The organism is Phycisphaerae bacterium, assembly GCA_017999985.1.
Classification (GTDB): Bacteria; Planctomycetota; Phycisphaerae; order UBA1845; family Fen-1342; genus JAGNKU01.
Genome location: JAGNKU010000002.1, coordinates 363,437 through 387,324, shown reverse-complemented (window position 1 = coordinate 387,324; position 23,888 = coordinate 363,437). Strand labels below are relative to the sequence as shown.

Annotated in this window: 24 protein-coding genes and 2 tRNA genes; 20 read left to right on the top strand and 6 right to left on the bottom strand. The window is 67.1% G+C overall.

Annotation, left to right across the window (positions count from 1 at the left end):
- The first annotated feature begins 155 nt into the window (after positions 1 to 155).
- Positions 156 to 2,150 (top strand): hypothetical protein, encoded by a 1,995-nt coding sequence (locus KA383_05105; protein MBP7745488.1) that lies wholly within the window; start codon positions 156 to 158, stop codon positions 2,148 to 2,150.
- Positions 2,151 to 2,853: 703 nt separating this feature from the next.
- Here KA383_05105 and KA383_05100 read toward each other — a convergent pair.
- On the bottom strand, positions 2,854 to 3,387 hold the full coding sequence (locus tag KA383_05100; protein ID MBP7745487.1) for a hypothetical protein: 534 nt from the start codon (positions 3,385 to 3,387) through the stop codon (positions 2,854 to 2,856).
- A 199-nt stretch (positions 3,388 to 3,586) separates the two neighbouring features.
- Between KA383_05100 and KA383_05095 the strand changes: the two genes are divergently transcribed.
- The 11 genes from KA383_05095 (at position 3,587) to KA383_05045 (ending at position 10,355) form a co-directional block, all read left to right on the top strand.
- Positions 3,587 to 3,658, top strand: a tRNA-Thr gene (locus tag KA383_05095).
- A gap of 128 nt (positions 3,659 to 3,786) precedes the next feature.
- Positions 3,787 to 5,019, top strand: coding sequence for an elongation factor Tu (gene tuf, locus KA383_05090; protein ID MBP7745486.1), 1,233 nt, complete (start codon positions 3,787 to 3,789; stop codon positions 5,017 to 5,019).
- 98 nt (positions 5,020 to 5,117) lie between these two features.
- Complete coding sequence (gene rpmG / locus KA383_05085; protein MBP7745485.1) at positions 5,118 to 5,285, top strand: 50S ribosomal protein L33; 168 nt, start codon at positions 5,118 to 5,120, stop codon at positions 5,283 to 5,285.
- A gap of 5 nt (positions 5,286 to 5,290) precedes the next feature.
- A tRNA-Trp gene (locus KA383_05080) sits at positions 5,291 to 5,364 on the top strand.
- A 133-nt stretch (positions 5,365 to 5,497) separates the two neighbouring features.
- A complete protein-coding gene (secE, locus tag KA383_05075; protein ID MBP7745484.1) occupies positions 5,498 to 6,046 on the top strand; it encodes a preprotein translocase subunit SecE in 549 nt (182 codons plus the stop codon).
- Positions 6,043 to 6,801, top strand: coding sequence for a transcription termination/antitermination factor NusG (gene nusG / locus KA383_05070; protein ID MBP7745483.1), 759 nt, complete (start codon positions 6,043 to 6,045; stop codon positions 6,799 to 6,801). Before secE ends, nusG begins: the two co-directional genes overlap by 4 nt.
- 143 nt (positions 6,802 to 6,944) lie before the next feature.
- Positions 6,945 to 7,394: a 50S ribosomal protein L11 gene (gene rplK, locus KA383_05065; GenBank protein MBP7745482.1), complete on the top strand. Its 450-nt coding sequence runs from the start codon at positions 6,945 to 6,947 to the stop codon at positions 7,392 to 7,394.
- A 57-nt stretch (positions 7,395 to 7,451) separates the two neighbouring features.
- A complete protein-coding gene (locus KA383_05060; GenBank protein ID MBP7745481.1) occupies positions 7,452 to 8,147 on the top strand; it encodes a 50S ribosomal protein L1 in 696 nt (231 codons plus the stop codon).
- Positions 8,148 to 8,153: 6 nt separating this feature from the next.
- Positions 8,154 to 8,714: a 50S ribosomal protein L10 gene (locus KA383_05055; GenBank protein ID MBP7745480.1), complete on the top strand. Its 561-nt coding sequence runs from the start codon at positions 8,154 to 8,156 to the stop codon at positions 8,712 to 8,714.
- Between the two features lie 154 nt (positions 8,715 to 8,868).
- Positions 8,869 to 9,291 carry a 50S ribosomal protein L7/L12 gene (rplL, locus tag KA383_05050; protein ID MBP7745479.1) on the top strand — a complete coding sequence of 141 codons (423 nt, stop codon included), beginning with the start codon at positions 8,869 to 8,871 and terminating at the stop codon, positions 9,289 to 9,291.
- Between the two features lie 182 nt (positions 9,292 to 9,473).
- Positions 9,474 to 10,355: a DUF4097 family beta strand repeat protein gene (locus tag KA383_05045; GenBank protein ID MBP7745478.1), complete on the top strand. Its 882-nt coding sequence runs from the start codon at positions 9,474 to 9,476 to the stop codon at positions 10,353 to 10,355.
- Positions 10,356 to 10,419: 64 nt separating this feature from the next.
- Here the strand turns inward: KA383_05045 and KA383_05040 are convergent, their stop codons facing one another.
- A complete protein-coding gene (locus KA383_05040) occupies positions 10,420 to 12,162 on the bottom strand; it encodes a SpoIIE family protein phosphatase (GenBank protein MBP7745477.1) in 1,743 nt (580 codons plus the stop codon).
- Between the two features lie 138 nt (positions 12,163 to 12,300).
- Positions 12,301 to 14,211 (bottom strand): hypothetical protein, encoded by a 1,911-nt coding sequence (locus KA383_05035; GenBank protein ID MBP7745476.1) that lies wholly within the window; start codon positions 14,209 to 14,211, stop codon positions 12,301 to 12,303.
- A gap of 292 nt (positions 14,212 to 14,503) precedes the next feature.
- Here KA383_05035 and sucC point away from each other — a divergent pair, with 292 nt between their 5' ends.
- The 7 genes from sucC (at position 14,504) to KA383_05000 (ending at position 19,961) form a co-directional block, all read left to right on the top strand.
- The gene (gene sucC / locus KA383_05030) at positions 14,504 to 15,664 is read left to right on the top strand and encodes an ADP-forming succinate--CoA ligase subunit beta (GenBank protein MBP7745475.1); all 1,161 of its coding nucleotides are present in this window, start codon (positions 14,504 to 14,506) and stop codon (positions 15,662 to 15,664) included.
- 10 nt (positions 15,665 to 15,674) lie between these two features.
- Positions 15,675 to 16,607 (top strand): hypothetical protein, encoded by a 933-nt coding sequence (locus KA383_05025; GenBank protein MBP7745474.1) that lies wholly within the window; start codon positions 15,675 to 15,677, stop codon positions 16,605 to 16,607.
- A gap of 71 nt (positions 16,608 to 16,678) precedes the next feature.
- Positions 16,679 to 16,906 carry a hypothetical protein gene (locus KA383_05020; GenBank protein ID MBP7745473.1) on the top strand — a complete coding sequence of 76 codons (228 nt, stop codon included), beginning with the start codon at positions 16,679 to 16,681 and terminating at the stop codon, positions 16,904 to 16,906.
- A complete protein-coding gene (locus KA383_05015) occupies positions 16,906 to 17,466 on the top strand; it encodes a hypothetical protein (GenBank protein ID MBP7745472.1) in 561 nt (186 codons plus the stop codon). The genes KA383_05020 and KA383_05015 overlap by 1 nt, the downstream gene beginning before the upstream one ends.
- A gap of 39 nt (positions 17,467 to 17,505) precedes the next feature.
- Positions 17,506 to 19,005 carry a bifunctional heptose 7-phosphate kinase/heptose 1-phosphate adenyltransferase gene (locus KA383_05010; GenBank protein MBP7745471.1) on the top strand — a complete coding sequence of 500 codons (1,500 nt, stop codon included), beginning with the start codon at positions 17,506 to 17,508 and terminating at the stop codon, positions 19,003 to 19,005.
- Positions 19,002 to 19,568 carry an SIS domain-containing protein gene (locus KA383_05005; protein ID MBP7745470.1) on the top strand — a complete coding sequence of 189 codons (567 nt, stop codon included), beginning with the start codon at positions 19,002 to 19,004 and terminating at the stop codon, positions 19,566 to 19,568. Before KA383_05010 ends, KA383_05005 begins: the two co-directional genes overlap by 4 nt.
- 105 nt (positions 19,569 to 19,673) lie before the next feature.
- Positions 19,674 to 19,961, top strand: a complete 288-nt coding sequence (locus tag KA383_05000) for a hypothetical protein (protein ID MBP7745469.1) — start codon at positions 19,674 to 19,676, stop codon at positions 19,959 to 19,961.
- 99 nt (positions 19,962 to 20,060) lie between these two features.
- Here KA383_05000 and KA383_04995 read toward each other — a convergent pair whose 3' ends face one another.
- The 3 genes from KA383_04995 to KA383_04985 all read right to left on the bottom strand — a co-directional run bounded on the left by KA383_04995 (position 20,061) and on the right by KA383_04985 (position 22,486).
- On the bottom strand, positions 20,061 to 20,753 hold the full coding sequence (locus tag KA383_04995; GenBank protein MBP7745468.1) for a hypothetical protein: 693 nt from the start codon (positions 20,751 to 20,753) through the stop codon (positions 20,061 to 20,063).
- A 102-nt stretch (positions 20,754 to 20,855) separates the two neighbouring features.
- Positions 20,856 to 21,701, bottom strand: a complete 846-nt coding sequence (locus KA383_04990; protein MBP7745467.1) for a DUF502 domain-containing protein — start codon at positions 21,699 to 21,701, stop codon at positions 20,856 to 20,858.
- Positions 21,698 to 22,486: a DUF502 domain-containing protein gene (locus tag KA383_04985; protein MBP7745466.1), complete on the bottom strand. Its 789-nt coding sequence runs from the start codon at positions 22,484 to 22,486 to the stop codon at positions 21,698 to 21,700. The genes KA383_04990 and KA383_04985 overlap by 4 nt, the downstream gene beginning before the upstream one ends.
- Before the next feature lie 185 nt (positions 22,487 to 22,671).
- Here KA383_04985 and KA383_04980 point away from each other — a divergent pair, with 185 nt between their 5' ends.
- A complete protein-coding gene (locus KA383_04980) occupies positions 22,672 to 23,883 on the top strand; it encodes an ABC transporter substrate-binding protein (protein MBP7745465.1) in 1,212 nt (403 codons plus the stop codon).
- The last annotated feature ends 5 nt before the right edge of the window (positions 23,884 to 23,888 follow it).

Genomic DNA, 23,888 nt, shown 5'->3' with positions numbered 1-23,888 from the left:
CGCGCTCTAGTTACGCGCGGGCCCGGTGACGCTAACATACCCGCGTTTGGCCGAAAGACCGAGCGGTGGTGCCGCGCGCGGTCGGAAGCCCGCCGGCGGTGTGACCGCTGGGGCACGGACGTCCAACGCGACCATGCGGAAGGAGAGCGACCGAGATGAAATGCAAGGGTGCTTGGGTGATTGGCAGTCTGACGTTGCTGCTGGGCCTCGTGGTGGCGCAGCCAGCGGTGGCGGGCGGCATTGACGACTTCCGGCTGACGCGCGCGATTCCGGCGGATGCGATGGTGGCCTACCACACGCGCGATCACGCCGGCCAGGAGTTTGTCCAGAAACAGTTCGAGCGGGTCTGGGCCGCGGTGGAGAAGCAGGGCTTCGACCGCGACTTCAAGCGCCTGATGCGCGGGGCGATGCAGGACGCCGGCGAGGACGTTGAGCAGTTCGACGCGCAATGGCAGAAGATCACCGACCTGGCCGCGGGCATCCCGTGGTCGCAACTGTGCGCGCGTGAGTTCGCCTTCGCGCTGAAGATCGGCATGCCGGCCGGCGCCGAGTTCGTGTTCCTGGCCATGCCGGCCGAGGACCAGGTGTCCAAGGGCTTCGACGGGCTGTCAGCGATCCTCAAGGAACTGACCACGCTGGCCCCGCCGGACACGTTCGTGTTGAACACCGAGGGCGAGGGCGAGACGGTCACGCACAAGCTCTCGATCCCGAACTCCATGCCGCCGATGAGCCTGACGCTCGCGCGTCACAAGGATGTACTGGTCATGGGCGTGGGGGCGACGCTGGTCGAGCAGTCGCTGGCCCTGCTGAGCGGCCAGACCGAGGCTGGTGCCGGGGCGCTGCTGGCGAGCGAGCGCTTCCAGAAAGCGTTCAAGCGCCTGCCGGCCCCGAAGGACAGCCTGTACTTCATCGACGCGGGCAAGGTGATGTCGCAGATGCGCGAGTTCGCGAAAATGGCGGCGCAGATGATGCCGCCGGATACGCAGCCGGCCGAGGGTGAGACGCCGGTCAGCCCGCTGGCGTTTCTGCCGAAGGTGGTCGACGAGCTCGACCTGTGGGACCAGATCGCCGGCGTGGCGTCGACCGACGGCATGCAGACGACCAGTGAGCAGATCAAGGTGCTGCGCGAGGATGCCAAGAGCCGCCCGATGTTCAAGGTCGTCTACGGCAACGGCCCGGTGAAGGATCCGCTGAAGTTCGTGCCACAGGATGCCACGGCGGTGAGCGTCGGCAGCGGTCTGGACTTCGCCGCGCTGTACAAGCTGGCGCTGGACTTCATCACGCGCGAAGTGCCCCAGGGTAAGGACCTGGTGGCCCAGTGGAACGCGCAGCAGGAGGAATTCCAGTTCAACGTCGAAGAGAAGCTGCTCTCCTGGCTGGTGGGCAACTACGTGTCGTTCACGTCGGCACGCAGCTCGGCGTACGTCTCGGAATGGGTCTTCATTCTGGGCGTCCGCGATGAGGCCAAGGCCAATGCGGCCCTCGCGGACCTGCTGACACGCCTGAACGACATGCTGGTGCCGCAGAGCGGCGGCGTCGAGGATGCCGCAATCGAAGGCGCCGACGGCTTCAAGCGGATCATGCTGCCGGCCATGCTGGCGATGTTGCCGGGCCTGGGCAAGCCGGTGCTGGGCATAAAGGACGGGCACCTGTTTGTGGCCAACAGCCCGGAAGCGGTGAAGGCCGCGCTCGCGACGGGGGCCGGCCAGGGCGAGAACTTCTCCAAGAGCGAGCGCTTCCAGAAGGAAGGGCTGCCGCTGGGCAAAGACGTGACGGCGTTCGCGTTCAAGGACCTGACCAAGCTCGGCGACGAGCTCGCGCAGTCGTTCGCGATGGTCGGCATCATGCAGATGATGATGCCGCCGGAAGCGGCGAAGGATCCGGCGGTGGTGACGCTGCTGAGCGTGATCAACAAGATCGGTCGGGTCGCCAAGACGCTGGACTTCTACCGCTCGTCGTGCTCCATGACGACGTTCGACGGCAAGGCCAGCCTGACGAAGGAAGTCACCAACTACCAGGAGCCGCCTAAGCCGAAGGCGCCGGAGGCCACGACGGAGGAGGCGCCGGCCGAGGCGGAGCCCGCCGCGAAGCCGGCCGGCAAACCGGCCGCCGAGCCCGCTCCCGCGCCGGCGGGTGAACCGAAGAAGTAGGCCCGCGCCGGTGGGTGAGCCGAAGTGGCAGGCCTGCGACGCACGTGAGTTTCGCACAACATCGGCCCCGCGTGGTGACCGCCGCGCGGGGCCGTGGTTTGGAAAGGGAGCGAGGGATCCAGGGATCGAGGGATCGAGGGGCGGCGGGGAACAGGGAACGGGGAACAGGGAACAGGGAACAGAAAAGCGACGCGGCGACGTAGCGACGTAGGGGAGAGCCAAGCTCCGGCTGAGCCGGAGCGACGAAGCGACGAGGGCGAATAATCCGAGCTCGAAGCGCAAGCGAGGATCCGCGCCCGCGTCCGCCAACCGAGCCGCGAACAGTACTGAGCGAACGTTCCGCGCGCCGCCGGACGTCAACCGGAAATCGCTATGATGTTCCCGGATTAGCAAGATTGGCCTGCTCCCCAAAATCTGATCCAGGTGGTATGAAAGTCGATTGGCCGGCCGCGGCGTAGCCGCGGCCGTGGGAGGTGGCTCTCGATGAAACGCAAACGTCACAGTCCCGAACAGATCATTCACAAGCTCCGTCAGGCGGACGCCGAGCGGGCGGCCGGCAACCGTCGCGCGCCCCGCGGGCGAAGATGAGCGGCAAAGCAGAGCTTTGCGTTCCCCGGCTCCGGAAGAGCTTTGCCCGCCCTACACTGGCGGGACGCCCGTGCCACACACGCCCCGGCGGGGGCCGCGCCGTCCCGGGGTCGGCTCACCACGGATCTTCGGCGTCGTCGGATTTCTTGGCGGGGGCGTTGGGCTCTGCCTTGCGCTGATCGGCGGCCCGCTGCGCCGCGCAGCGGGGGCAGGTCTTGACGCCGCCGGGCGGGGCGGCGTACCAGTGCCGGCAGGTTGGGCAGACCTGGGCGCGGTAGACCGTCATCTGGCCACACTTCACACACTTCAGCGGCCAGGCCTTGAAGTCCATCGGCTGTTGCGTCGAGTACGCGGCCCGGCAGGCGGGGTTGGTGCACGCAACGTAGAGGGTCGCCCAGGGCGTTGCCTCCTCGAATACGCTGACTGTGCTCGCGGGCGTCGCGGCGGCGACCAGCCAGCGCAGCCCGACGATCAGCAGGACGCCGATGAGCACGAGGCCGATGACCCGGGGCACGGGGCCCTGCCAGAAGAGGGCGGGATCTTCTCGTAATCCCTCCCGCCAGGTCCGCCAGCGCCCAGGGAGGGAGTCGAGGAAAGCGCGCAGCCGGTGGGGCACGTCGGCGAGCGAGAGGCGCGGCTTGGGATCCATGGCCGGGCTCCGGTGGCCAATAAACTCGGGGCCGGGCGGCTACCGGCCCACCTTCCATTATGCCCGCGGTCGGCCGAGGGGGCCACATTTTTCCTTTTGACAAGCGGCGACGGGGGTTTAGAATGCTCAATTCCGGTCCGTCAGGCCGGCCCATAGCCGGGTTCAGACTGGCAGCCGAAATCGTGCGTTGCCGGGCAACGCTGCTGTAGCTCAGTGGTAGAGCGCCTCCTTGGTAAGGAGGAGGTCATGGGTTCAACCCCCATCAGCAGCTTTTTCGGCGCTATGGGTGGCTGCCGTACCGCGTACGCTGTTGAGGACCGATTGGAACACAGGTGATGGTGGCCGTGGACGTGCCACCCCGGGCAGAGTTCCCCCCGGACCGAGAGTGGAGAGCTTGTAATGGCCAAGGGCGTATTTTCACGTACTAAACCGCACGTCAACGTCGGGACCATCGGACACGTGGACCACGGCAAGACCACGCTGACCGCCGCCATGACCGCCGTCCAGGCGGCCCGCGGTCTGGGTGAGTACAAGTCGTACGACGAAATCGCGAAGGCGTCCGAGAAGGACGGCCGCCGCGACCCGACCAAGATTCTGACCATCGCAACAGCGCACGTGGAGTACGAGACCGAGAATCGCCACTACGCGCACATCGACTGCCCCGGGCACGCCGACTACGTGAAGAACATGATCACGGGCGCGGCCCAGATGGACGGGGCCGTGCTGGTCGTGAGCGCGGCCGACGGACCGATGCCGCAGACGCGTGAGCACGTGCTGCTGGCCCGCCAGGTCAACGTCCCGGCGCTGGTGGTCTTCCTCAACAAGGTGGACCTGGTGGACGACCCCGAGCTGCTCGAGCTGGTCGAGATGGAAGTGCGCGAGCTGCTCAGCAAGTACGAGTTCGACGGCGACAACATCCCCGTGATCCGCGGCTCGGCCACCGAGTGCCTGAAGGCCGCCTTCGCCAAGAACGAAGCGGGCTACACGCCGATCGTCGAGCTGATGAAGGCCCTCGATACGAACATCCCCGAGCCGCAGCGCGAGCAGGACAAGCCGTTCCTGATGCCGGTCGAGGACGTGTTCAGCATCAAGGGCCGCGGCACGGTCGGCACGGGTCGTATCGAGCGCGGCATGGTGCGCGTCGGCGACGAAGTCGAGATCATCGGCCTGCACGCCCCGAAGGGTCGCAAGACGGTCGTGACCGGCGTCGAAATGTTCAACAAGACGCTCGATTCGGGCATCGCCGGTGACAACGTTGGTTTGCTGCTCCGCGGCGTTGAGAAAAAGGAGCTGGAGCGCGGCCAGGTGCTCGCGAAGCCGGGCAGCATCACGCCGCACACCAAGTTCATGGGCGAGGTCTACGTGCTGAAGAAGGAGGAAGGCGGCCGGCACACGCCGTTCTTCCCCAATTACCGCCCGCAGTTCTACTTCCGCACCACGGACGTGACCGGCGGCATCATGGAGCTGCAGGCCCGTGACGGCGGCAAGGCTGAGATGTGCATGCCGGGCGACAACATTCAGATGCGCGTCGAGATCATTAACCCGATCGCTATGGAGGATGGGCTGCGCTTCGCGATTCGTGAAGGCGGCCGCACGGTCGGCTCCGGCGTAGTGACCAAGATCATCGAGTAGTCGCCGCAACCGGCGCGGCTCGATCAGCAGGCTGGGGGCCGGGCGCGGCGGAGTTCGGCCCGGCCGGACCGGCGGTGTGTTTGGCGTGAGAGGATGGCATGGCCAAGGCGCAGAAACGAGAATCGGTGTGGTTGCAGTGCACGGAAACGGGCGATCTGAACTATCGGACGACCGTCAACGTGCTCGGCGGTGTCCCGAAGCTGCAACTGAAGAAGTACTGCCCGCGCCTGCGCAAGCGCACGGTGCACAAGCTCAAGCGTAAGTAGTTCTTAGGAGCGTAGCTCAATTTGGCAGAGCAGCTGATTCCAAATCAGCAGGTTGGGGGTTCGAGTCCCTCCGCTCCTGGTACGTTGGGCGGCCCGTGGCGGTGACGCAGACCGCGAAGTTGTACCCGTCGGCGGCCAGCGGCCGGGTCGGCGGTCCCCAGGTTGATGTGGGTCGGTGACGCAGCGTCGACACCCCCGGAGCGTGACGAAGTATGGCAGAGCAGGTCCAACCCGAAAGCAGCGTGGAACGCGACAGCGCGCCGCCGGCGCGACCGCCGGCACCGCCCACGACCGGCCATGAGTACACAGGCGGCGGGGCGGGTCCGTTCAGGATTCTGAAAGCCGGGCAGGGCCTGCGCGTGCGGTGGGGGACGGCGATCGGGGCGGGCGTCCTCGCGGTGGCGCTGGCCGACTTCGTCTGGAACCGGCTCGCCCTGTTTGACTTCATCGAACGTAATTACACGCTGCGCACGGCGATCCCGGTAATCGTGCTGGTCTTGGCGGCATACCTGATTTTCTGGCTGGTGGGGCGCCAACCGAAGGTCGTCGATTTCCTGATCGCGACCGAGGGCGAGATGAAGAAGGTGAACTGGTCCACACGCAAGGAGGTGTGGGGCGCGACCAAGGTCGTGATCGTGACCGTGCTCGCGTTGGCGTTCATCCTGGCAGTCGTGGACGTGGTCTTCATCGTGTTCTTTTCCTCGATTCACGTGTTGAAGTTTGACCTGATGCGCCACCTCTTCGGGGCGGGAAACCAATGATAGCCGGGACCGACGAAGGACTGACGCCGGTTGCGCCGGACGCCCCGGCCGACGCCGGCGAGTCGCCCGCCCCCGCGGAAACAGAAGGTAGCAGGGCGGGGACCGAGTCGGTGGTGACCGAGCCGACGGCGCCCGTTGCCGAGGAAAAGGCCGCCGCGCACCACGGCAAGCCCGCGCCCGCGGAGAAGCCCGAGCTGGTCCGCCCGGGCATGGGCTGGTACGTTTTGCGCGTCGCGTCCAACAAGGAAGACCAGGTCCGCGAGGCGCTCGAACGCAAGGTGAAGATCGAGCAGCTCGAGGGGCGCGTCGGCCGGGTGCTGGTGCCAACGCAGCGCGAGAAGCGCGTCCGCGGCGGCACGTCGCGGGTCTACCACCGCAAGCTGTACCCGGGCTACGTCTTCGTCGAGATGGCGACCGACAGCGACGGACGCATCCCCGAAAATGTCTGGTTCGTCATCAAGGAAACCACCGGCGTCGGCGATTTCATCGGGTCGGGCGGCAAGCCCTCGCCCATGCCGCTGCCGGACGTGGAGAAGATGCTGGCGGCGACCGTGCGACCGGAGGAGTCGCCGGCGCTGGCGAACCTGGCGTTCAAGAAAGGCGACAAGGTCAAGGTCACCGAGGGCCCGTTCGAGAACTTCGAGGGCTCGGTGGACGAGATCAACACGCAGAAGGGGACGGTGCGTGTGATCGTGGCGATCTTCGGCCGGCCGACGCCGATCGAGATCGAGTATTGGCAGGTAGAGCAGTTGTGAGCGCACGGCGGGGGTACCGGGCGCGCAAAAAGGGGCGTTGGCGGCTGGAATCGGGGCCGACGGCGCGTTATACTTACTGATCTTGCCGCGCGGCGGCCCACGACCGGGTTGCGACGCGCGGCAGCGGCGAGCAGGAACGGACCATGGCGAAGGCGGTCATCGCGAAGATCAAGTTGCAGGCCCCGGGCGGCAAGGCGACGCCGGCACCGCCGGTGGGGCCGGCGCTCGGCCAGCACGGCGTGAACATCGGGCAGTTCGTGCAGCAGTTCAACGAGCGCACGCGGCAGATGGACGGGATGACCTGCCCGGTCGAGATCACCGTTTACAAGGACAAGAGCTTCGACTTCATCGTGAAGAGCCCGCCGGCTGCGGTGCTGTTGCTGAAAGCGGCGAAGCCGCTGGACGCCACGCAGGCGATCGTGGAGAAGGGCTCGGGCGAGCCGAACCGCACGAAGGTGGGTCGGGTGACGAGCGAGGACGTGCGCAAGATCGCGACGACGAAGGCCAAGGACCTCAATGCGTTCGACGCGGACGCCGCGGCGAAGATCGTGGCGGGTACGGCGCGGTCGATGGGGATCGAGATCGTCGACTGAGCATTTGACAATTGAATGGCCGCACCACGGGCCGGGTTGTTTAGTGGGAGCTTTGCGATGCGATTTCGCAGCAAGCGTTACAAGAAAGACGCCGAAAAGACCACCTCGCAGCTCGTGTCGCTCGACGAAGGCGTCAAGCGACTCAAGAGCTTCTCGAAGGCCAAGTTCGATCAGACCGTGGACCTGGTTTGCCACCTGGGCATCGATGCCCGGCAGGCCGACCAGATGCTGCGCGGTTCGATCAGCCTGCCGAAGGGCATCGGCGCCAGCAAGAAGGTGATCGCCTTCTGCGGCGAGGCGGATGTCGAGGCGGCCAAGGCGGCGGGCGCGATCGAGGCCGGGGCCGACGAGCTGGTGGACAAGGTGGCGAAGGGCTGGACCGACTTCGACGTCGCCGTCGCGCATCCATCGTTGATGGGCAAAGTCGGCAAGCTGGGCCGCGTGCTCGGCCCGCAGGGCAAGATGCCGTCGCCCAAGAGCGGCACCGTGGCCCAGGACATCGTCACCGCCGTCAAGGAATATTCGGCCGGCAAGGTCGAGTTCCGCAACGACGCCGGCGGCAACATCCATGCCGTCGTCGGCAAACTGAGTTTCTCCGAGGAAGACCTGAAGGCCAATATCGCGGCGTTCCTTGACCACATCCGGCGGCTGAAGCCGGCGACGGCCAAGGGACAGTACATGAAGAAGGTCTGCATCAGCGGGACCATGACGCCGGCGGTGCATCTGGACATCGCGACGGGTGCGACGGAGTAACAGGGCATGAGCAAGCCAGTCAAGGAAATGATCACCCGCGAGTTGTCGTCACGCTACGCGGAGCAAAGCAACGCCGTGTGGGTTGAGCTGCTCGGCGCCGACGGCATTACGACCAATGATTTCCGCCGCGACCTGCATGCCCACCAGATGCGCCTGGAGGTCGTAAAGACGGCGCTCTTCAAACGCGCGTGTGCGCAGGGCCCGCTGGCGAGCCTCGCGGCGGCGGCGACCGGGCCGGTGGCACTGGTGACCGGTGGAGAATCGGCGATCGACGTGGCGAAGCGGCTCGACGAGTGGCTGCCGAAGCTGGCGAAGAACCTGCGCCTGCGCGGGGCGGTGCTGGAAGGTGAGTACCTGGATGAGGTCGCCGTCAAAGACCTGTCCAAGATGCCCAGCAAGCGCGACCTGCAGGGTCGGATCGTCAGCATCATGCTGTCGCCGGCCGGCAACCTGATCGGCGCGGCGCTGGCGCCGGGCCGCAACCTGGCCGGCTGCCTGAAGGCGCTGATCGAGAAATTGGAGAAGAACGATACCGGCGCCGCCGTGGCGGCGGCCGAAGCCAACTGACAGCGCCAGCCTGGGCACGCCCTTGGGCGGCCCGCGTGGGGCGCAATAGCGAATCACGGATGCGACCCGACTGCTCCGCGACGCGGATTAAATGAGGCCGGCGGGGTCTCAGCTATCGGGGCGATCCAGGACGTTTCTGACGGAGTGTGATACCATGGCGGAAGCACCGGCCAAGGAATTCAGCGCAGCGACGAAAGACCTGGGCGACAAGATCGCCGCCCTGACGCTGATGCAGGCGAAGGAACTGGCGGACTATCTAAAGTCGGCCTACGGGATCGAGCCGGCGGCGGGCGGCGCGGTCATGATGGCGGCCATGCCGGGTGCCGGTGGCGCGGCGGGTGGCGCGCCGGCGGCCGAAGAGAAGACCGAGTTCAACGTCGTGATCAAGAGCTCGGGCGACAAGAAGCTCGCCGTGATCAAGGTGGTGCGGGCGGCGCGCAGCGATCTGGGTCTGAAGGAAGCGAAGGCGCTGGTCGATGAGGCGCCGAAGACCCTGCTCGAGGGTGTCAGCAAGGACGACGCAGCGAAGTGGAAGAAGGAGCTGGAGGACGCCGGCGCGACGGTCGAGATTCAGTAACCGCGCCCGGCCTTTCCAGCCTGAGACCATATCCGTGGGCGAGCCCGGCCTGGGGCCGGGCTCGTTTTTTTCGTTGGCTAACGAAGGGCGTTCTCCGACGGTCGAATACGTTGATGGGGGTCGCGGCGTCGCGGTGCGCCACGTCCACAGGGTACTGTTCGGGTGTGTTGCAGGAGTGAAACATGAAACGGGCTGCGGCGGTCGTGTTGCTGGTGGTGGCGGCTTGGGCGGCGGGCTGCACGAACGCGGTGCGGGCGACGCGTGATCTCACGCTCACACTACCGTGGGAGGAGTACCGGCAGGTGGCGGTGCAGGTGCGCAACGGGGCGGTCGAGCTGCGTTCGGCGCCGGTGGACCAGATCCAGTTGAAGATCCGCAAGCAGGTATGCGGCGACACCTTCGCCCAGGCGGAGGAGCACCTGGGCCAGATGGAGGTCTTCACGGGGCGCGATCCACAGAACGCGGATACGTTCCTGGTCGAGTTGCGCTACCCGGAGGAACTGGCCGGCCGCAACGTCGGCGCGTGCGTGACCATCGAGGTGCCGCAGGCGTGCGCCGCGCGTATCAGGACGAGCAACGGCGCGATCCGCGTGGCGGGGTTGACGGGTGATGTGTCGCTGGAGACGTCGAACGGCGGCGTGCAGGCCGACGACGTGCAGGGCACGCTGGATGCCCGCACGTCCAACGGCGGCATCGTGGCGCGGCGTGTCGCCGGTGCCGTGCAGGCGCGTTCCTCCAACGGGGGCATTGAAGCACTGGACGTCAGCGGCCGGTGTGTGGCGCGCACGTCGAATGGCGGCATTCGGCTGGTCGCGGCCACCGCCGAGGCGGCCCAGATCGAGCTAATCACGAGCAACGGCAATATTCACGCCTCCGTGCCGCAGACACTCGCGGCAGACATGCGGTGCGAGACCAGCAACGGGCGCGTGTCGGTGGATCTGCCCAAGGCCGTGATGCAGTCGATTCAAGCCACTCGGACGCGGTTCAGCGGCGTGGTGAACGGGGGTGGCGGGAAGCTGGTGGCAGAGACGTCGAACGGGTCGGTGACGGTGGACGCGCGCTAAGGCACAGCGATGGTATCCTCGCCCTGCTCTCCTCGAGAGAGGGGGAGGAGCAGGGGGGCCGACGTCACTGGCGGATGCGCAGCGCGACCAGCGTGAGGTCGTCGGATTGCTCCGCCAGGCCGACGAATCTGCGGATATCCCAGACGATGTTGTTCAGCACTTGCTGTGGGGCGAGACCGCCGTAGGTGCGCAGCGATTCCCACAGGCGGGCGCGGCTGAACTCCTCGTCCGCGAAGTTGCGGGCTTCGTTCGCGCCGTCGGTATAGAGCAGGAGCAGGTCATTCGGTCGGAGGGCCAGCGTGTGCTCGTGGTAGACCTCGTCGGGCGCGATGCCCAGGACGAGGTCGGCTTCCTCGCTGGCCGTGACCTCGCCGTCGCGCAGCAGCAGCAGCGGCTCGTGACCGGCGTTCGCGTAGGTCAGCGTCCGGGCCGGGGCATCAATGGCGACCATCAGCAACGTGACGAATTCGCGCGCCAGCGTTTCGCGATACAAGTGACGGTTGAGCTGCGTGAGCAACTGCCCGGGGCTCAGGCAACCGTCGGCCGCCGCCCGCAGGGCGCCCCGCACGTAAGACATCAGCAGTGATGCGGGGATGCCTTTGCCCGCCACGTCGCCGACGACCGCGACCAGGCGGTCATCGCACAGCGTGAAGAAGTCGCAGAAGTCGCCGGCCAGCGCGAAGGTGGAGTGAAAGGCCAGCGCGGTCTCGACGCGCGGGTGGCGCGGCGGCGGGATGCGGATCATGCGCTCCTGCAGGGCGCCGGCCAAGGCGAGCTGGCGTTGCGTCTCGGCGTTGCGCAGCCGTTCAGTGACCAGTTGGGCGTGAACGATGGCGGTGGCGGCCTGGTAGGCCACGGCGCGCAGCAGGTCACGCTGCGCCTTGCGGAAGCGGCGGCGCTGGCGCGTGTACACGCGAATGACGCCCACGGGCTGGCCGCGATAGATCATGCCCGCGGTGAGCATGCTGACGATGCCCTGGCGGCGAAAGTCGTCGGGATACTGGACGCGCGGGTCTTCGCGGGCGTCCTCGATGTAGACGCAGCCGCCGCGCAGGGCCTCGTCATCCACGGCGCTGGATGTGCGCCGGACGGCCCCCTTGCCGACGTAATCGGCCGGCAGGTTGTAGACCGCCGTGATGCGCAGCTCGTTGGTCTGCGGGTCGTACAGGCGCATGCTGCTGGCGGGGCACTGCATGACGCGGGCGGTGTCCGCGACGATTCGATTGAGGACCTTCTGCAGGTCCTGCTCGCCGGTGAGCAGGTCGGCGATGTCGCCGACGAGGGCGACCTGCTCGGTGGCAGTCATCAGACGCGCCTCGCGGCGACCCCACTGCGCGAGCTGCCGCGCGCCCCAGCGGGCGGTCACGACCGCCAGGGCATGCCCGCGGCGATCCAGCTCGGGCAGCTTCTCCCAGGCGCGCTGGAGTATGGTGCGGTCGAGCCCGTGGGTGCCCGGCGGCAGCGGCCAGTGCTCCGGTGACGGGGGCTGCGCGCGGAATTCGCCGATGGCTACGAAGCCGGCCTGGCGGTCGTCGGCATAGACGGGGGCGACGACGTACCAGATGGCCTGGCTTTCGACGAATGCGACGGCCCCCGGTGGGTCGTGGGCCGGCACGGGCGTCAGCGGCATATTCGCGGGCAGGCGCTGCAGAACATGCCGCGTGAGCAGCGCGAAGTCGTTGTCGGCGGGTGACGCGACAACCAATTCGCCGTGCCGGTCATAGACGCACACGCGCAGCCGGGCGGCGCGGGCCAGCCCGTAGACGAAATCCTCCAGCGAGGCGGTGTCGATGACTTCGCGCAGCATCCTGGTTGCCGGTGTAACGCATGCTGCCAGCGCCCTGCTCGGCAGATGAGCCAGGCGTCGACACACGCATTATCGCCGGCAGGGTCGGTTCCGCCAGCAGAGCAGGCCATCCGAGTGTCAAGTCGTTGCGTAACCCAGCTACGGCCGGCGTCGACGGAGTGCCGCCACCGCGAGTCCAAGCAGCGCCGGGAGTGCCACGGCAGTGGTAGCGCACAGGGGTGAGGGCGCCGCCGGGTTCGTGGGACTGCCGTCGTTCGGGTCTATGGAGTGGTTGGGATCCGTGGGTTCGTTGGGATCGGTGGGATCCGGCGGTGGCGGCGTGGTCAGGTTGCGCGTGATCGACCCGACATCACCGGCCGCACCGTCGCTGCCGGGAGTCGCGGGCTCGACGTAGGAGGCCACGTAAACGTCGCCGCCTTCACCTGGCAGGCCGCCGGTGACGACGATGTCCTCATCAACGACGTTGATCGTCGGGGCTTCGAGGGTGACGGTGCCGCCCTTGCCGCCGCGGCCACCGGCGCCGCCCGGGCCGGGTCGGCTGTAGTCCGTGACGTTGTACGCGCCGACATTTCGGAAGGCGTAGCCGCCGCCGTGGCCGCCCTTGCCGCCATTGCCGCCCTGCGCATCCACTACGACGGGATCTTGGATGGCAACGACAGCGCGTACCGTCACCGTGCCGGCGTCACCGCCGGGGAGACCACCAGGGCCGGCATGGCCGTCGAAAGGTTCCTGTTGCTGGCAGTGCTCATAGTCGCACCCGCTGCAACCGCCCGGCATGCCGGGCCAGCCGGCCGCTGGCGATTCGATGGCGTCCGCACCCTCCACGGAAAGGCGCAGGGCGTCGTAGCCGGGGTTGGACGCACGAATTTCGCCGCCGACGTGGATCAGGATACTGCCGCCGTCGCCGGGGGCCCCGGCGGCACCGGCTGCGCTCGCATCGGTGCAGGTGCTCGGTGACCCCAGCGTACCCCAAGTGCCGGTGCAGGTGATGAAGAGGTCGGTGCGATCGCCGGCGCAATTGCCGTGTCCGCCGTCGCCGCCGCCGCCAGCCCACGAGCCGCTGCCGGGTGAGCCGCCGAGGGCACTGATACTGCCGCCGTTGCTGGCCCCGGAGACGAGATCGCCAGTAACGCGAATCTCAACCGTGCCGGCCTGACCGCCGTCGCCGCCGTCTCCCGGGCGACCCGGGATACCGGCGGCGTTGCCGTTGCCACCGTCGCCGGTCTGGCCAAGACAGGCGTTTCCGCCCTTGCCAGCCGAGCCGCCGTCGCCGCCGTCACCGAGGCTGCCGGCGCTCCCGCCCATGCCGCCGTTGACCCAGATGCCGGCATTGTCACCCTGGTACAGCTCGAGGTCGCCGTAGACCGTGAGGATGAGGTTCCCGCCGTTGCCGCCGTGGCCGCCGCTCCCTGCGTCCGCGCCGTTGGCGCCTTTGCCGCCGTCGCCGCCGTTGCCGCCGTTACCGGAAACGTAATTCCCCTGGGCGTCTTCGTCGGCGCCCGTCGCGCCGTCGCCGCCGCGGCCGCCGTTGGCGCCCGGCGGACCCCAGCCGCCGCTGCCGCCATCGGTGCCGTTGAGGTTGATCGCCCCAAAGTCGATCGTGGCCTTGCCGTGCACGATGATCGTCAGGTTGTAGCCATCCTGCCCGCGCTGGCCGCTTTGTCCGGCGGTGCTGACCGCGCCATCCCCACCATTTTCGCCGGGGCTGCCGCTGCCGCCTACGTGGTACTGGCCATCGGCTCCGTCGGCGCCATCGTCACCCTTCACGCCGTTCACGCCGTCGGCGCCGTCCACGAGGTCGCAGCGGATCTCGCCGAAGTTGTAGAACACGCTACCGGACGGGAGTGCTGGTCCGGTGACGGTCATCGTCACGTCGCCCTGCAAGAGCAACGTGCCGAGGATATTCACCGTCTCGTACTCGTAGCTGCCGCCGGTTAACCTGACCGTCTGGTCGGCTGGCACGTCCAGCACGTCGGCGGTCGCGCCGGTCGAAATCATCAGCGCTACACCGAGTAGTATGCCCGCGCACCCGAAATGCTTGTTCGACACGTGAGTCCTCCAGACTGGGAAGCACTGTGCGTCACTGCGCCTACGCCCGGCCTGGCGGTCCCATCCCACCAGGGAGGTGTCGAGCGTAGGTACTAGAACTTCCCGAACGCGCAGTAATTCCGTGCATCCTATCACGAATGCCCGGCGACTCTGACACCGAAATCTCCGCAATTCGGCTACGTCCGAGTAAGGTGGCGGCTGTCCGTCGTTTGGCGCTGCCCGGTCGGGCCGGATACACTGCTCGCCGGCGGCCCGCTGGGACGGCTGCCGGGTTTCACGGAGCCCCTGAGTTATGAAGATTCACGAGTACCAGGCGCGGGCCCTGCTGCAGGCGGCGGGGATTCCGGTGCCGGCGAGTCAGGTCATCGACGCCCCCGAGCAGGCCGCGAAGGCGTTCCGGCTCTTGGCGGCCGAGACGGTGGTCGTCAAGGCCCAGGTTTACGCGGGCGGACGTGGCAAGGCGGGCTATGTGAAGCTGGTCGGCTCGGCGCGCGAGGCAACCGAGCACGCGACGCGGATGTTCGCCAATCCGATGGTCTCGGTGCAGACTGGGCCGACGGGCGTGAGGGTCCGCAAGATCCTGATGGCGGCGGCGGTCGATATCGCCAAGGAGTACTACCTCGGCGTGGTGGTTGACCGGGCGCGGCGGTGCCCGGTGATCATGGCGAGCGCGGAGGGAGGCGTGGAGATCGAGGAGGTTGCGGCCCGCAGCCCGGATGCGATCAAGAAGGCGTGGTTCCACCCGCATCTGGGCCTGCAGACGTTCCAGGCGCGGGCGCTGGCGGAGTCGATTGGGCTGCAGCGGCTGCAGGCGAAGACCGCCGTGGACATCATGCTGAAGTTGTCGCGGCTGTTCGTGGAAAAGGATTGCACGCTGGCCGAGATCAACCCGCTGGTGCAGACGCCGACGGGCGAGATCATGGCGATCGACGCGAAGTTCAACTTTGACGACGCGGCGCTGTTCCGGCACCCGGACATTGCCGAGTTGGCGGACGAGAGCGAGGAGAACCCGTCGGAGCTGCGGGCCAAGGAGCACAACCTGAGCTACATCGCGCTCGACGGAAACATCGGCTGCCTGGTGAACGGGGCCGGGCTGGCGATGTCGACGATGGACATCATCAAGCTGCACGGCGGCGAGCCGGCGAACTTTCTGGATGTGGGCGGCAGCGTGACGTGCGACGCGGCGGTGGAGGCGTTTCGCATCATTCTCGCGGACCCGAAGGTGAAGGCGGTGCTGGTCAACATCTTCGGCGGGATCGCGAAGTGCGACGTGATCGCGCAGGCGCTGGTGAAGGCCGGCCGCGAGGTGGGCTTCAACGTGCCGGTGGTCGTGCGGCTGGAAGGGACGAACGTCGAGCAGGCCCGCAAGGTGCTGAAAGAGGCGAACCTGCCGCAGCTTCTGCCGGCGACAGACCTGACGAGCGCGGCGAAGCAGGTATGCGCGGCCGTGTAGGACACGCTGCATGAGCGGGGTTGAAGTTTCGGCGGGCACGGACACGAGCGCGCGGTCACCGCCGCGCGTCGTGAGAGTGCCGCCGCCGAAGGTGTCGCCATTGCCGGTGCGCATGTTGTGCACGGTCTGGGTGTTTGTCTGGCTCCTCATCGCGCCGGCGCCATTTCGGTTTGCATGGGCGAACACGCTCTATCAGATCGGCTTCCCGAGCTTATTCGTGGTTGCTGCAATCGCTGAGACGGTAGCGCGGCGCAAATTCAACATGCGTCGGCGACGCTGGCTGGAGGAGTACGAGGAGAGTGACAGAGATCACGCGGGCGGCTGGATTGCCAGCCGGTGGTGGTTCGTGGACCTGCCGCCCAGCCTCGACGAGATTCGCAAGACACTGCGGAGTTCCGTGACGGACCCGGCGACGCTCGTATGCATGGGAGCGTTTGATCTACCTGCTCGGAGTGACCTTCGGTTCGAACCCCTGGTCGTGGGTCAGTCACGAATCAGCACGCTCACGCAGATCAATATGGGCGCACTCTTGTTTCTCCTCCTCCTGGCGGTGGGCCTGACGGCATCTGCCCGGAGTGGCATACCACCTGTCATCGGACGGTATTGGGCAGAACTGGTCGCTGTGCTCGTTGTGCTGGCGGTCTTGTTTTGGGGTTTCGCCATTCGCCCACGCTATCTCCGGGCGGCCCCCGGGCGGCTACAACTGCTCAGATACGGGTTCCTGCGGCGCACACCACTGATTCACGACTACCCGATCGCTCCCGGACTGCTATGCGTGGTTGTGCACGGCTGGCGCAGTGTGAGAATAATCCTGTCGAACGCGCGCGCTACGGATGACTTGCTCTTGAGCGGGGTCAGCCAGGCGGACCTGACGCGGCTCTGGCAGGCGCTGCTCTCGACCGCACCCACGCCGCCTTTGGACCCGGAGGAACTTGTCGGTTGAGACGGCTTGCGCACCCGCGCTTGCGCTGCGTAACCCGCCCGAACCGGGTAGAATCGAGGCGGAGCTGAGCCATGGAACCGATGCGGGCACTCACGGACGACCTGTTCCGTGGCGAGGTCTCGCGGGCGCGCGAGATGTCGCCGGAAGAGAAGATGCGCCTCGGCGGCGAGCTATTCGACGACGTCTGCGAGCGCATGCGCGACGGAATCCGCTTTCAACACCCGGATGCGGACGAGGCGCGCGTCGAGGAACTGCTCGAAGAACGGTTGCGGCTTGCCCGGCGTCTGGGGGCGGCCTGATGACGAGCAACGCTGCGGTCGTGCAGATGATCGAGACACTAGAGCGGGCCCGCATCCCGTACATGTTGGTTGGGTCGTTTTCGTCCAACGCATACGGAGTGGCGCGGTCGACGCACGACGCGGATATCGTGGTGCAACTGCCGCCGGGCGGCATCGCTAAGTTGCGCGGCGAGCTGGGCACGGATTTCCAGCTCGATCCGCAGATGTCATTCGAGACGGTCACCGCGACGTCACGCTACATCGTGAAGGTGCGTGGCTCGCGCTTCAAGATCGAGTTGTTTCTGCTGGGTGAGGATCCGCACGATCAGGCGCGTTTTGCACGCCGTCGCCGCGAGCCGTTTCTGGGACGCGAAGTGTATCTGCCGACAGCGGAGGACGTGATCGTCACAAAGCTCTACTGGGCGCAGTTAGCGCGACGCGGCAAGGACTACGACGACGCCCGAAACGTGATTGCCGTGCAACAGGACCGGCTTGACTGGGACTACATTCACCGCTGGTGCGATGCGCACGGGACGCGGGCGCTGCTGGACGAGATTCGCCGGACGATCCCGCAGATATGACGCGCCGGGTATACTGGCGGCGCGGAACCAGGAACACGCATGCAGACTGAGTTGCTTGCCGTTGTCGAACGCTTCGCCGGACGGCGGATTCTGCTGGTCGGCGATTTCATGCTCGATCGCTACGTCTTCGGCGACGCCGAGCGGGTCAGCCCCGAGGCGCCGGTGCCCGTGCTGCGGGTCATCGAGCGGCAGGATCGTGTCGGCGGGGCCGGCTCGGTCGCGCTGAACGTGGTTGCGCTCGGCGCGCACGTAGTCTGCTGCGGATTGCTCGGCAAAGACACGTTCGGTGACCGCGTCGATAAGGCGCTCGGTGACGCCGGCTGCGATACGTCGGGACTGCTGCGGGTGAACGACCGGCCGACCATCACGAAGACACGCATGATCGGCCTCGCGGAACACCGCCACCGCCAGCAGATCCTGCGGGTGGACGACGAAGTCGTGCGGCCGCCGGCGGCGGAGGATGAGCAGCGACTGCTGGAGCACGTCCGGCGGCATCTGGCGGCCGTTGATGTCGTCTGCCTCGAGGATTACAGCAAGGGCGTGCTTTCGCCGGGGACGTGCCAGGCGATCATCACCGCAGCGCGGCAGCAACGCAAGCCGGTGTGCGTCGATCCGGCCCGCGCGCCCGTGTGGGAGCGTTACGCCGGCGCGACGCTGCTGACGCCGAACCGGGCGGAGCTGGAGATCGCGTGGGGCGGGCGTGTGACAGACGCGGAGCTGGAAACCGCCGGGCTGGAACTCATGCGGCGGTACAGACTCGACGGGCTGCTGGTCACGCTGGGGCGCGATGGGGCGCTACTGCTGCGGCAAGACCATCCGGCGCAGCGCTTCCCCACGACGCCGCGCGCGGTTTACGACAATACGGGCGCTGGTGATGCGGTGCTCGCGATGTTCGCGGTGGCGGTCGCGGCGGGGGCGACGTTCGAGCAGGCGACGATGCTGGCGAACGTGGCCGGCGGGCTGGAGGTCAGCAAGTTCGGGTGCGTGCCGATCACGCAGGCGGAAGTGCGCGACGAGCTGACGCACGGGGCCGGACGCGGGCGCGGCAAGCTGCGGAGCGTGGTGGAATTGAAGGGGGAACTGGACGCCCGGCGGCAACGCGGCGAGACGATTGTGTTCACGAACGGCTGCTTCGACATCCTGCATCCCGGGCACGTCGAGCTGTTGGAGAAGGCGAAGGCGCTCGGCAGCGTGCTGGTCGTCGGGCTCAACAGCGACGCCTCCGTCCGCGCGCAGGGCAAGGGTGACGGCCGACCGTTTCGCACGCAGGCCGACCGGGCGCGCATGCTCGCCGGTCTGGAATCGGTTGATTATGTCGTCATCTTCGGGGAGCCCGACCCGGCGCGCATCGTCGCGGACGTGTGCCCCGACGTGCTCGTGAAAGGCGCGGACTGGACCGGCAACGTCGTCGGGCAGGAATTCGTCGAGTCGCGCGGCGGACGCGTGGTGCTCGTGCAGCTCGTCGAGGGGTACAACACGACGCGCGAGATGCAGCGGATCGCGGGCTGCTTGAATGGCAAGACGCAGGAGACGCGATGAGCCGCGATTGGCCGACCATATTGCGCGAACACCAGCAAGTCGTGGCCGCGCTGGCGGAGCAGGGGGCCGTGCTAGACGGTATCGCGGCGGCGATCGTGGCGTGCCTGCGCGGCGGACGGCGGGTGTACACGCTAGGCAACGGCGGCAGTGCGGCGGATGCGCAGCACATCGCGGGGGAACTGCTCGGGCGCTTCAAGCGCGAGCGACAGGCGCTGCCGGTGATAGCGCTGAGCACGGACACATCGACGCTGACGGCGGTCGGCAACGATCTCGGGTTCGAACGCGTGTTCGCGCGGCAGGTCGAAGGGCTGGTGCAGGCCGGCGACGTGGTATGGGCGCTGAGCACGAGCGGCGATTCGCCGAACGTGCTGAGGGCGGTGGAGCTGGCGGCGAAACGGGGGGCGACTGTGATTGGCTTCACGGGTCAGACCGGCGGGAAGCTCGCGGGGCTGTGTCAGCATGTGTTCCGGGCGCCGCACAAGTCGAGTGACCGGATCCAGGAAGTACACGCGCTGGCGTATCACTACGTGTGTGAGCGGGTTGAGGCGGAATTGACGAGCTGAATAGCCGTCAGCCTTCCGGCGGGGTGATGAAGTGATCACGTGAGAAGGTGATAAAGCGGGACAGGCTGGGGCGCGGGGCAAGAGAATGGAAGGAGAGCGGCGGCCATGGACGAGTTTGTACTGGCCAACCGCATTGAAGCTGGGGTGTGGATTGTCATGGGCCTGGGTTTTGCGGTGACGGCGATTCGGCAGGCTGGCCTGCTGCGGGTGCGCTGCGTGCAGGCCGCGGTGACGCTGTGCGCGTTCGGCGTCAGCGACCTCGTCGAGGCTCACACGGGTGCGTGGTGGAAACCCTGGTGGCTGCTGGTCTGGAAGGGGTTGTGCGTTCTGGTCCTCGTGGTGCTGTCGGTGGATCATTGGCGGCGTGTGCGGCGGGAGAAAAGTGGGGGGTAGGGCAGGTCGCGTCTGTGTGCGACCAGCCGAGGATGGCGGGCGCGCTGCGCGGACCCGCTCGCTGCCGCTCGGGGTTCTGATGGGGCGCGCGGCGGCGAGCTATTCGATGCTCACGATGGCGGCGCCGAGGCGTGCGTTCGTTATGACTTCGCCGGTGTCCGGATTGACGACGCTGGGCCTGCCGGCGGCCGTGATCGTGATGACCAGCGTCTGCGTGGTGCAATCCAGGCCATCTTCCGTCGGGCGCACGTAGCGCACGAGCGCGTAGATGTCGCCAGCGAAAGCGCTCGGAGAAACGCCGACACCGTCGAGCGCGCAGTTGCCGGGTTCGAGATAGAGGTTGTACGGGTCACTCGTGTCGGTGGTGTAGACGAACATCGCCGCGTCCAGATCGAATGGTGCTTTGACTGCGACGGCAAGCACCTCGCCGCACTTCAACGTGCCGGTGGCCGTGCCGTCCGGACCGATGAGTACACTGCGTTGGTGCAGAGGGTAATAGGAATCGCCCTCGCCGCCATAACTCAAGAACGAAGGGGCCTCTGGAGCGAGGCCGGCGGAGATGAGGTGCACGTTCGCGGTGGCCGACGTCTCATTGACGATTTGCACGGCCACGTCCGGCCAGCTTTCTGTGCTGGCAAGCCAGTTCTCGAAGGTCTGATTGTAGGCCAGTGCGTCGGCGAGGTACGGACAGCCGCACAGCAGGGCGAAGAGCGCCGCACCGAGCGCCAGCCCCGCGATACGGACCACGCTGCCCGCGTGTCCACGTCGCTGCCATACGTCTGAGCTTGACATGTCCCGTTCCTCCGAGATGGGCGCGCCCAACCCCGGCTGACGTGGCTCGCGTCATGCCGGGCCGGCCGCGCGACGTTGATGATACCGCGCCCGGCGCGCGTGTCAGCCGCTTGCCGGGCCGGGATCAGCGGGGGTGCCCGTGCCGGGCTGGTCGTCGGGTAGCGCCTTGTTCGGCAGGATGGTCAGGAAGTCCGGCCGCAGGATCCCGCCGGACATGATCGTGCGGATCGCGTCCTCGACGCTCCAGTTCAGCTCGGTGATCTCGCTGCGCCGGACGACCTGAAGGTAGCCGGTCGTCGGGTTGGGCGTGGTCGGGATGAAGACCGTGCAGAGGTCCTCCCCGGTCACGGAATCCTGAAAGGTACTGGTGATGAACGCGACACAGCGCATCCGGTCCTGCGGGAACGGCACGAGGGCGACTCGCTGGTAAGTCTTGGTTTGGTCGCCGGAGAAGCTGCTCAGAATCTGCTTCAGGCCGCGATAGACGGTCTTGATCAGCGGGACACGATCAACCAGTTGCTCCAGCATGTCGATCGCGCGCCGGCCGAAGATGTTGGCGGCGAACAGGCCGACGATGTACAGGATAAAGATGGTGAGCAGGACGGAGAAGATGGCGATGCCCCACTGCACGTGCCACGGCATCAGCTCGAAGAATTGTTCCTGGTGGGGCAGGCCCAGCTCCGAGAGGCGGCTCCACTTGACGAAATTGAAACGGAGCTTCTCCAGGTACGGCTGACCGGCGGGGCTGAGCAGGAACGCCTGCACGGCCCATTGCGACGCGTCGCGCATCCAGCCGAAGATCAGCCGGATCACCCACAACGTGATCACGATCGGCAGCAGCGTGATGATGCCGGCCGTGACGCGCGTGCGGACCAGGGCACGGAGCGTGGCGCCGACGCGGCTGCCGCGACGGGGAGCGTGGCCAGAACCGGGGGCTGGTGGGTTCATGCGCGGTGGACCTCTCCGGCGGCGCTGCCGGGGCGCCGCGCAGCTTGTACGACCATCGTCACGTAATCGGGCGAGAGCAAACCGCCGGACATGATCACCTTGATCGCCTCCTCGACGCTCCAGTTGACCTCGATGATGTCCGCGCGCTTGAGCACGAACACGAACCCGGTGGTCGGGTTGGGCGTGGTGGGGATGAAGATCGAGCACAGCTCGTCGCCAGTGACAGCGTCGGTCAGGTTGTTGGTGATGAAGCCGACGGAGCGGGTGAGCTCGTTGGGAAAGGGGACGAGCGCGACGCGCTGAAACGACTGCGCCTGCCCGCCGGCCAGCGTGTTGAGAATCTGCTTACACGAGCGGTAGACGGTTTTAACGAGGGGCACCTTGTCCACCAGGGTCTCGAGCCAGCCGATGATGCGGCGGCCGAAGAAGTTGGCCGCGAACAGGCCGATCGCGTAGAGGAGCAGGATGGTCAGCAGGACGGAGAAGACCGCCAGGCCCCAGTCCAGGTAGGGGTGGTCGCGGAGAAGCTGCTCGACCTCCAGCGTCTCATTCGGCGTCGCGATCTTGAAGACGTGTTCCTGAAACCACGTGTTTTCGAGGGCGCCCAGGACGGCCCACAGGGATGCGTCGCGCATGGCGCCGAAGACGAAGCGGACCAGCAGCACCGTGACCCAAATCGGCAGCACCACCAGCAGGCCGGCCGTGACGCGGGCGCGGACCAGGGCCTTCAACGTCGCGGCCACGCGGCTGCGCGGCTTGGCGATCGGCGGTGAACCCTGGGTCATGCGACAGCACCTCACGGCGGGCGACGCCGACAGTCAGCGCCGGCGACCCCGCCGCCACGCTATCTTACACACGTGCGCGGGCTGCGGTAGCGGCGGCCGGCGCCGGCGCCCGCGAATCCGTGCAGGCGGCCCTTGACACGTGCCGGCGCGTCGCGTATCGCATCGCTAGCCCAGGAGGAATTGCCATGATCCGTTCTCGGCGGCGCTGCGGCGCGGCTGCGCTGGCCCCCGTTTTGGTGCTCTGGTCCCTGGCAGGTTGCGAGAGGTCGTCCACGCCGGCTCCACCCACCGGGGGCGCGCCGACGACGGCGTCGGCCACGCCGGCCGGAGCCGCGGGCGAGTCGATCCTGGTGGGGCACTTTGCGTCGATGACCGGCGCGGAAGCGACCTGGGGGGTGTCGTCGGACAACGGCATGAAGCTGGCGGTGCAGGAACGCAACGCGGCCGGTGGCGTGCGCGGGCGGCCCGTGAAGATCATCACCTATGACAACCAGGGGCGGCAGCAGGAATCCGCCACCGCGGTTACGCGTCTGATTACGCAGGACAAGGTCGTCGCCGTGCTGGGCGAGGTGGCGTCGTCGCGCTCGATCGCGGGCGGGCAGGTGGCGCAGCGTTTCGGCGTGCCGATGATCAGCCATTCGTCGACCAACCCGCGGGTGACCGAAATCGGCGACATGGTCTTCCGCGTCTGCTTCATCGACCCGTTCCAGGGGTACGCGTGCGCGAAGTTCGCGCGGGGCGACGTGCTGAAGGCGACCAAGGCGGCCACGCTGTACAACCGCTCGCAGGCGTACTCGGCCGGGCTGAACGACTACTTCAAGAGGAGTTTCACGGAACTGGGTGGGACGATCGTCTCCGAGCAGGCCTACGGCGACGGCGACACCGACTACAGCGCCCAGCTCACCAACATCCGTGGAGCCGAGCCGGACGTCGTCTTCATCCCGGGCTATTACACGGAGGTGGTGAACATCGCGGTGCAGGCCCGCCGGCTGGGGCTGACGGTGCCGCTGCTCGGCGGAGACGGCTGGGACGCGGAGGACCTCAAGAACGCCGGCCACGCGCTGGACGGCTGCTACTTCTCCAATCACTACTCGCCCGAGGAACAGCGGCCGGCCGTGCAGGAGTTCGTGACGCGTTACCGGACGGAGTTCGGCAAGATCCCGGACGGCATGGCAGCGACGGGCTACGACGCGGCCCGCATCCTCATGGATGCGATGGAGCGGGCCACCTCGCTGAGCGGCAAGGACCTGGCGCGGGCGATCGCGGCCACGAAGGACTTTCCCGGAGTCACCGGCATCATCTCGATGGACGAGTTGCGCAACGCGCGCAAACCGGCCGTGATCCTGCGCCTGGAGGGCGGGAAGCCTTCCTATGTGACGTCGATTGAGCCGCCGTAGCCCGG

Bases quoted from the DNA above. Each gene is read 5' to 3' on its own strand.
- KA383_05105 (MBP7745488.1), top strand. From the start codon at position 156: ATGAAATGCAAGGGTGCTTGGGTGATTGGCAGTCTGACGTTGCTGCTG.
- KA383_05100 (MBP7745487.1), bottom strand. From the start codon at position 3,387: ATGGATCCCAAGCCGCGCCTCTCGCTCGCCGACGTGCCCCACCGGCTG.
- tuf (MBP7745486.1), top strand. From the start codon at position 3,787: ATGGCCAAGGGCGTATTTTCACGTACTAAACCGCACGTCAACGTCGGG.
- rpmG (MBP7745485.1), top strand. From the start codon at position 5,118: ATGGCCAAGGCGCAGAAACGAGAATCGGTGTGGTTGCAGTGCACGGAA.
- secE (MBP7745484.1), top strand. From the start codon at position 5,498: ATGGCAGAGCAGGTCCAACCCGAAAGCAGCGTGGAACGCGACAGCGCG.
- nusG (MBP7745483.1), top strand. From the start codon at position 6,043: ATGATAGCCGGGACCGACGAAGGACTGACGCCGGTTGCGCCGGACGCC.
- rplK (MBP7745482.1), top strand. From the start codon at position 6,945: ATGGCGAAGGCGGTCATCGCGAAGATCAAGTTGCAGGCCCCGGGCGGC.
- KA383_05060 (MBP7745481.1), top strand. From the start codon at position 7,452: ATGCGATTTCGCAGCAAGCGTTACAAGAAAGACGCCGAAAAGACCACC.
- KA383_05055 (MBP7745480.1), top strand. From the start codon at position 8,154: ATGAGCAAGCCAGTCAAGGAAATGATCACCCGCGAGTTGTCGTCACGC.
- rplL (MBP7745479.1), top strand. From the start codon at position 8,869: ATGGCGGAAGCACCGGCCAAGGAATTCAGCGCAGCGACGAAAGACCTG.
- KA383_05045 (MBP7745478.1), top strand. From the start codon at position 9,474: ATGAAACGGGCTGCGGCGGTCGTGTTGCTGGTGGTGGCGGCTTGGGCG.
- KA383_05040 (MBP7745477.1), bottom strand. From the start codon at position 12,162: ATGCTGCGCGAAGTCATCGACACCGCCTCGCTGGAGGATTTCGTCTAC.
- sucC (MBP7745475.1), top strand. From the start codon at position 14,504: ATGAAGATTCACGAGTACCAGGCGCGGGCCCTGCTGCAGGCGGCGGGG.
- KA383_05025 (MBP7745474.1), top strand. From the start codon at position 15,675: ATGAGCGGGGTTGAAGTTTCGGCGGGCACGGACACGAGCGCGCGGTCA.
- KA383_05020 (MBP7745473.1), top strand. From the start codon at position 16,679: ATGGAACCGATGCGGGCACTCACGGACGACCTGTTCCGTGGCGAGGTC.
- KA383_05015 (MBP7745472.1), top strand. From the start codon at position 16,906: ATGACGAGCAACGCTGCGGTCGTGCAGATGATCGAGACACTAGAGCGG.
- KA383_05010 (MBP7745471.1), top strand. From the start codon at position 17,506: ATGCAGACTGAGTTGCTTGCCGTTGTCGAACGCTTCGCCGGACGGCGG.
- KA383_05005 (MBP7745470.1), top strand. From the start codon at position 19,002: ATGAGCCGCGATTGGCCGACCATATTGCGCGAACACCAGCAAGTCGTG.
- KA383_05000 (MBP7745469.1), top strand. From the start codon at position 19,674: ATGGACGAGTTTGTACTGGCCAACCGCATTGAAGCTGGGGTGTGGATT.
- KA383_04995 (MBP7745468.1), bottom strand. From the start codon at position 20,753: ATGTCAAGCTCAGACGTATGGCAGCGACGTGGACACGCGGGCAGCGTG.
- KA383_04990 (MBP7745467.1), bottom strand. From the start codon at position 21,701: ATGAACCCACCAGCCCCCGGTTCTGGCCACGCTCCCCGTCGCGGCAGC.
- KA383_04985 (MBP7745466.1), bottom strand. From the start codon at position 22,486: ATGACCCAGGGTTCACCGCCGATCGCCAAGCCGCGCAGCCGCGTGGCC.
- KA383_04980 (MBP7745465.1), top strand. From the start codon at position 22,672: ATGATCCGTTCTCGGCGGCGCTGCGGCGCGGCTGCGCTGGCCCCCGTT.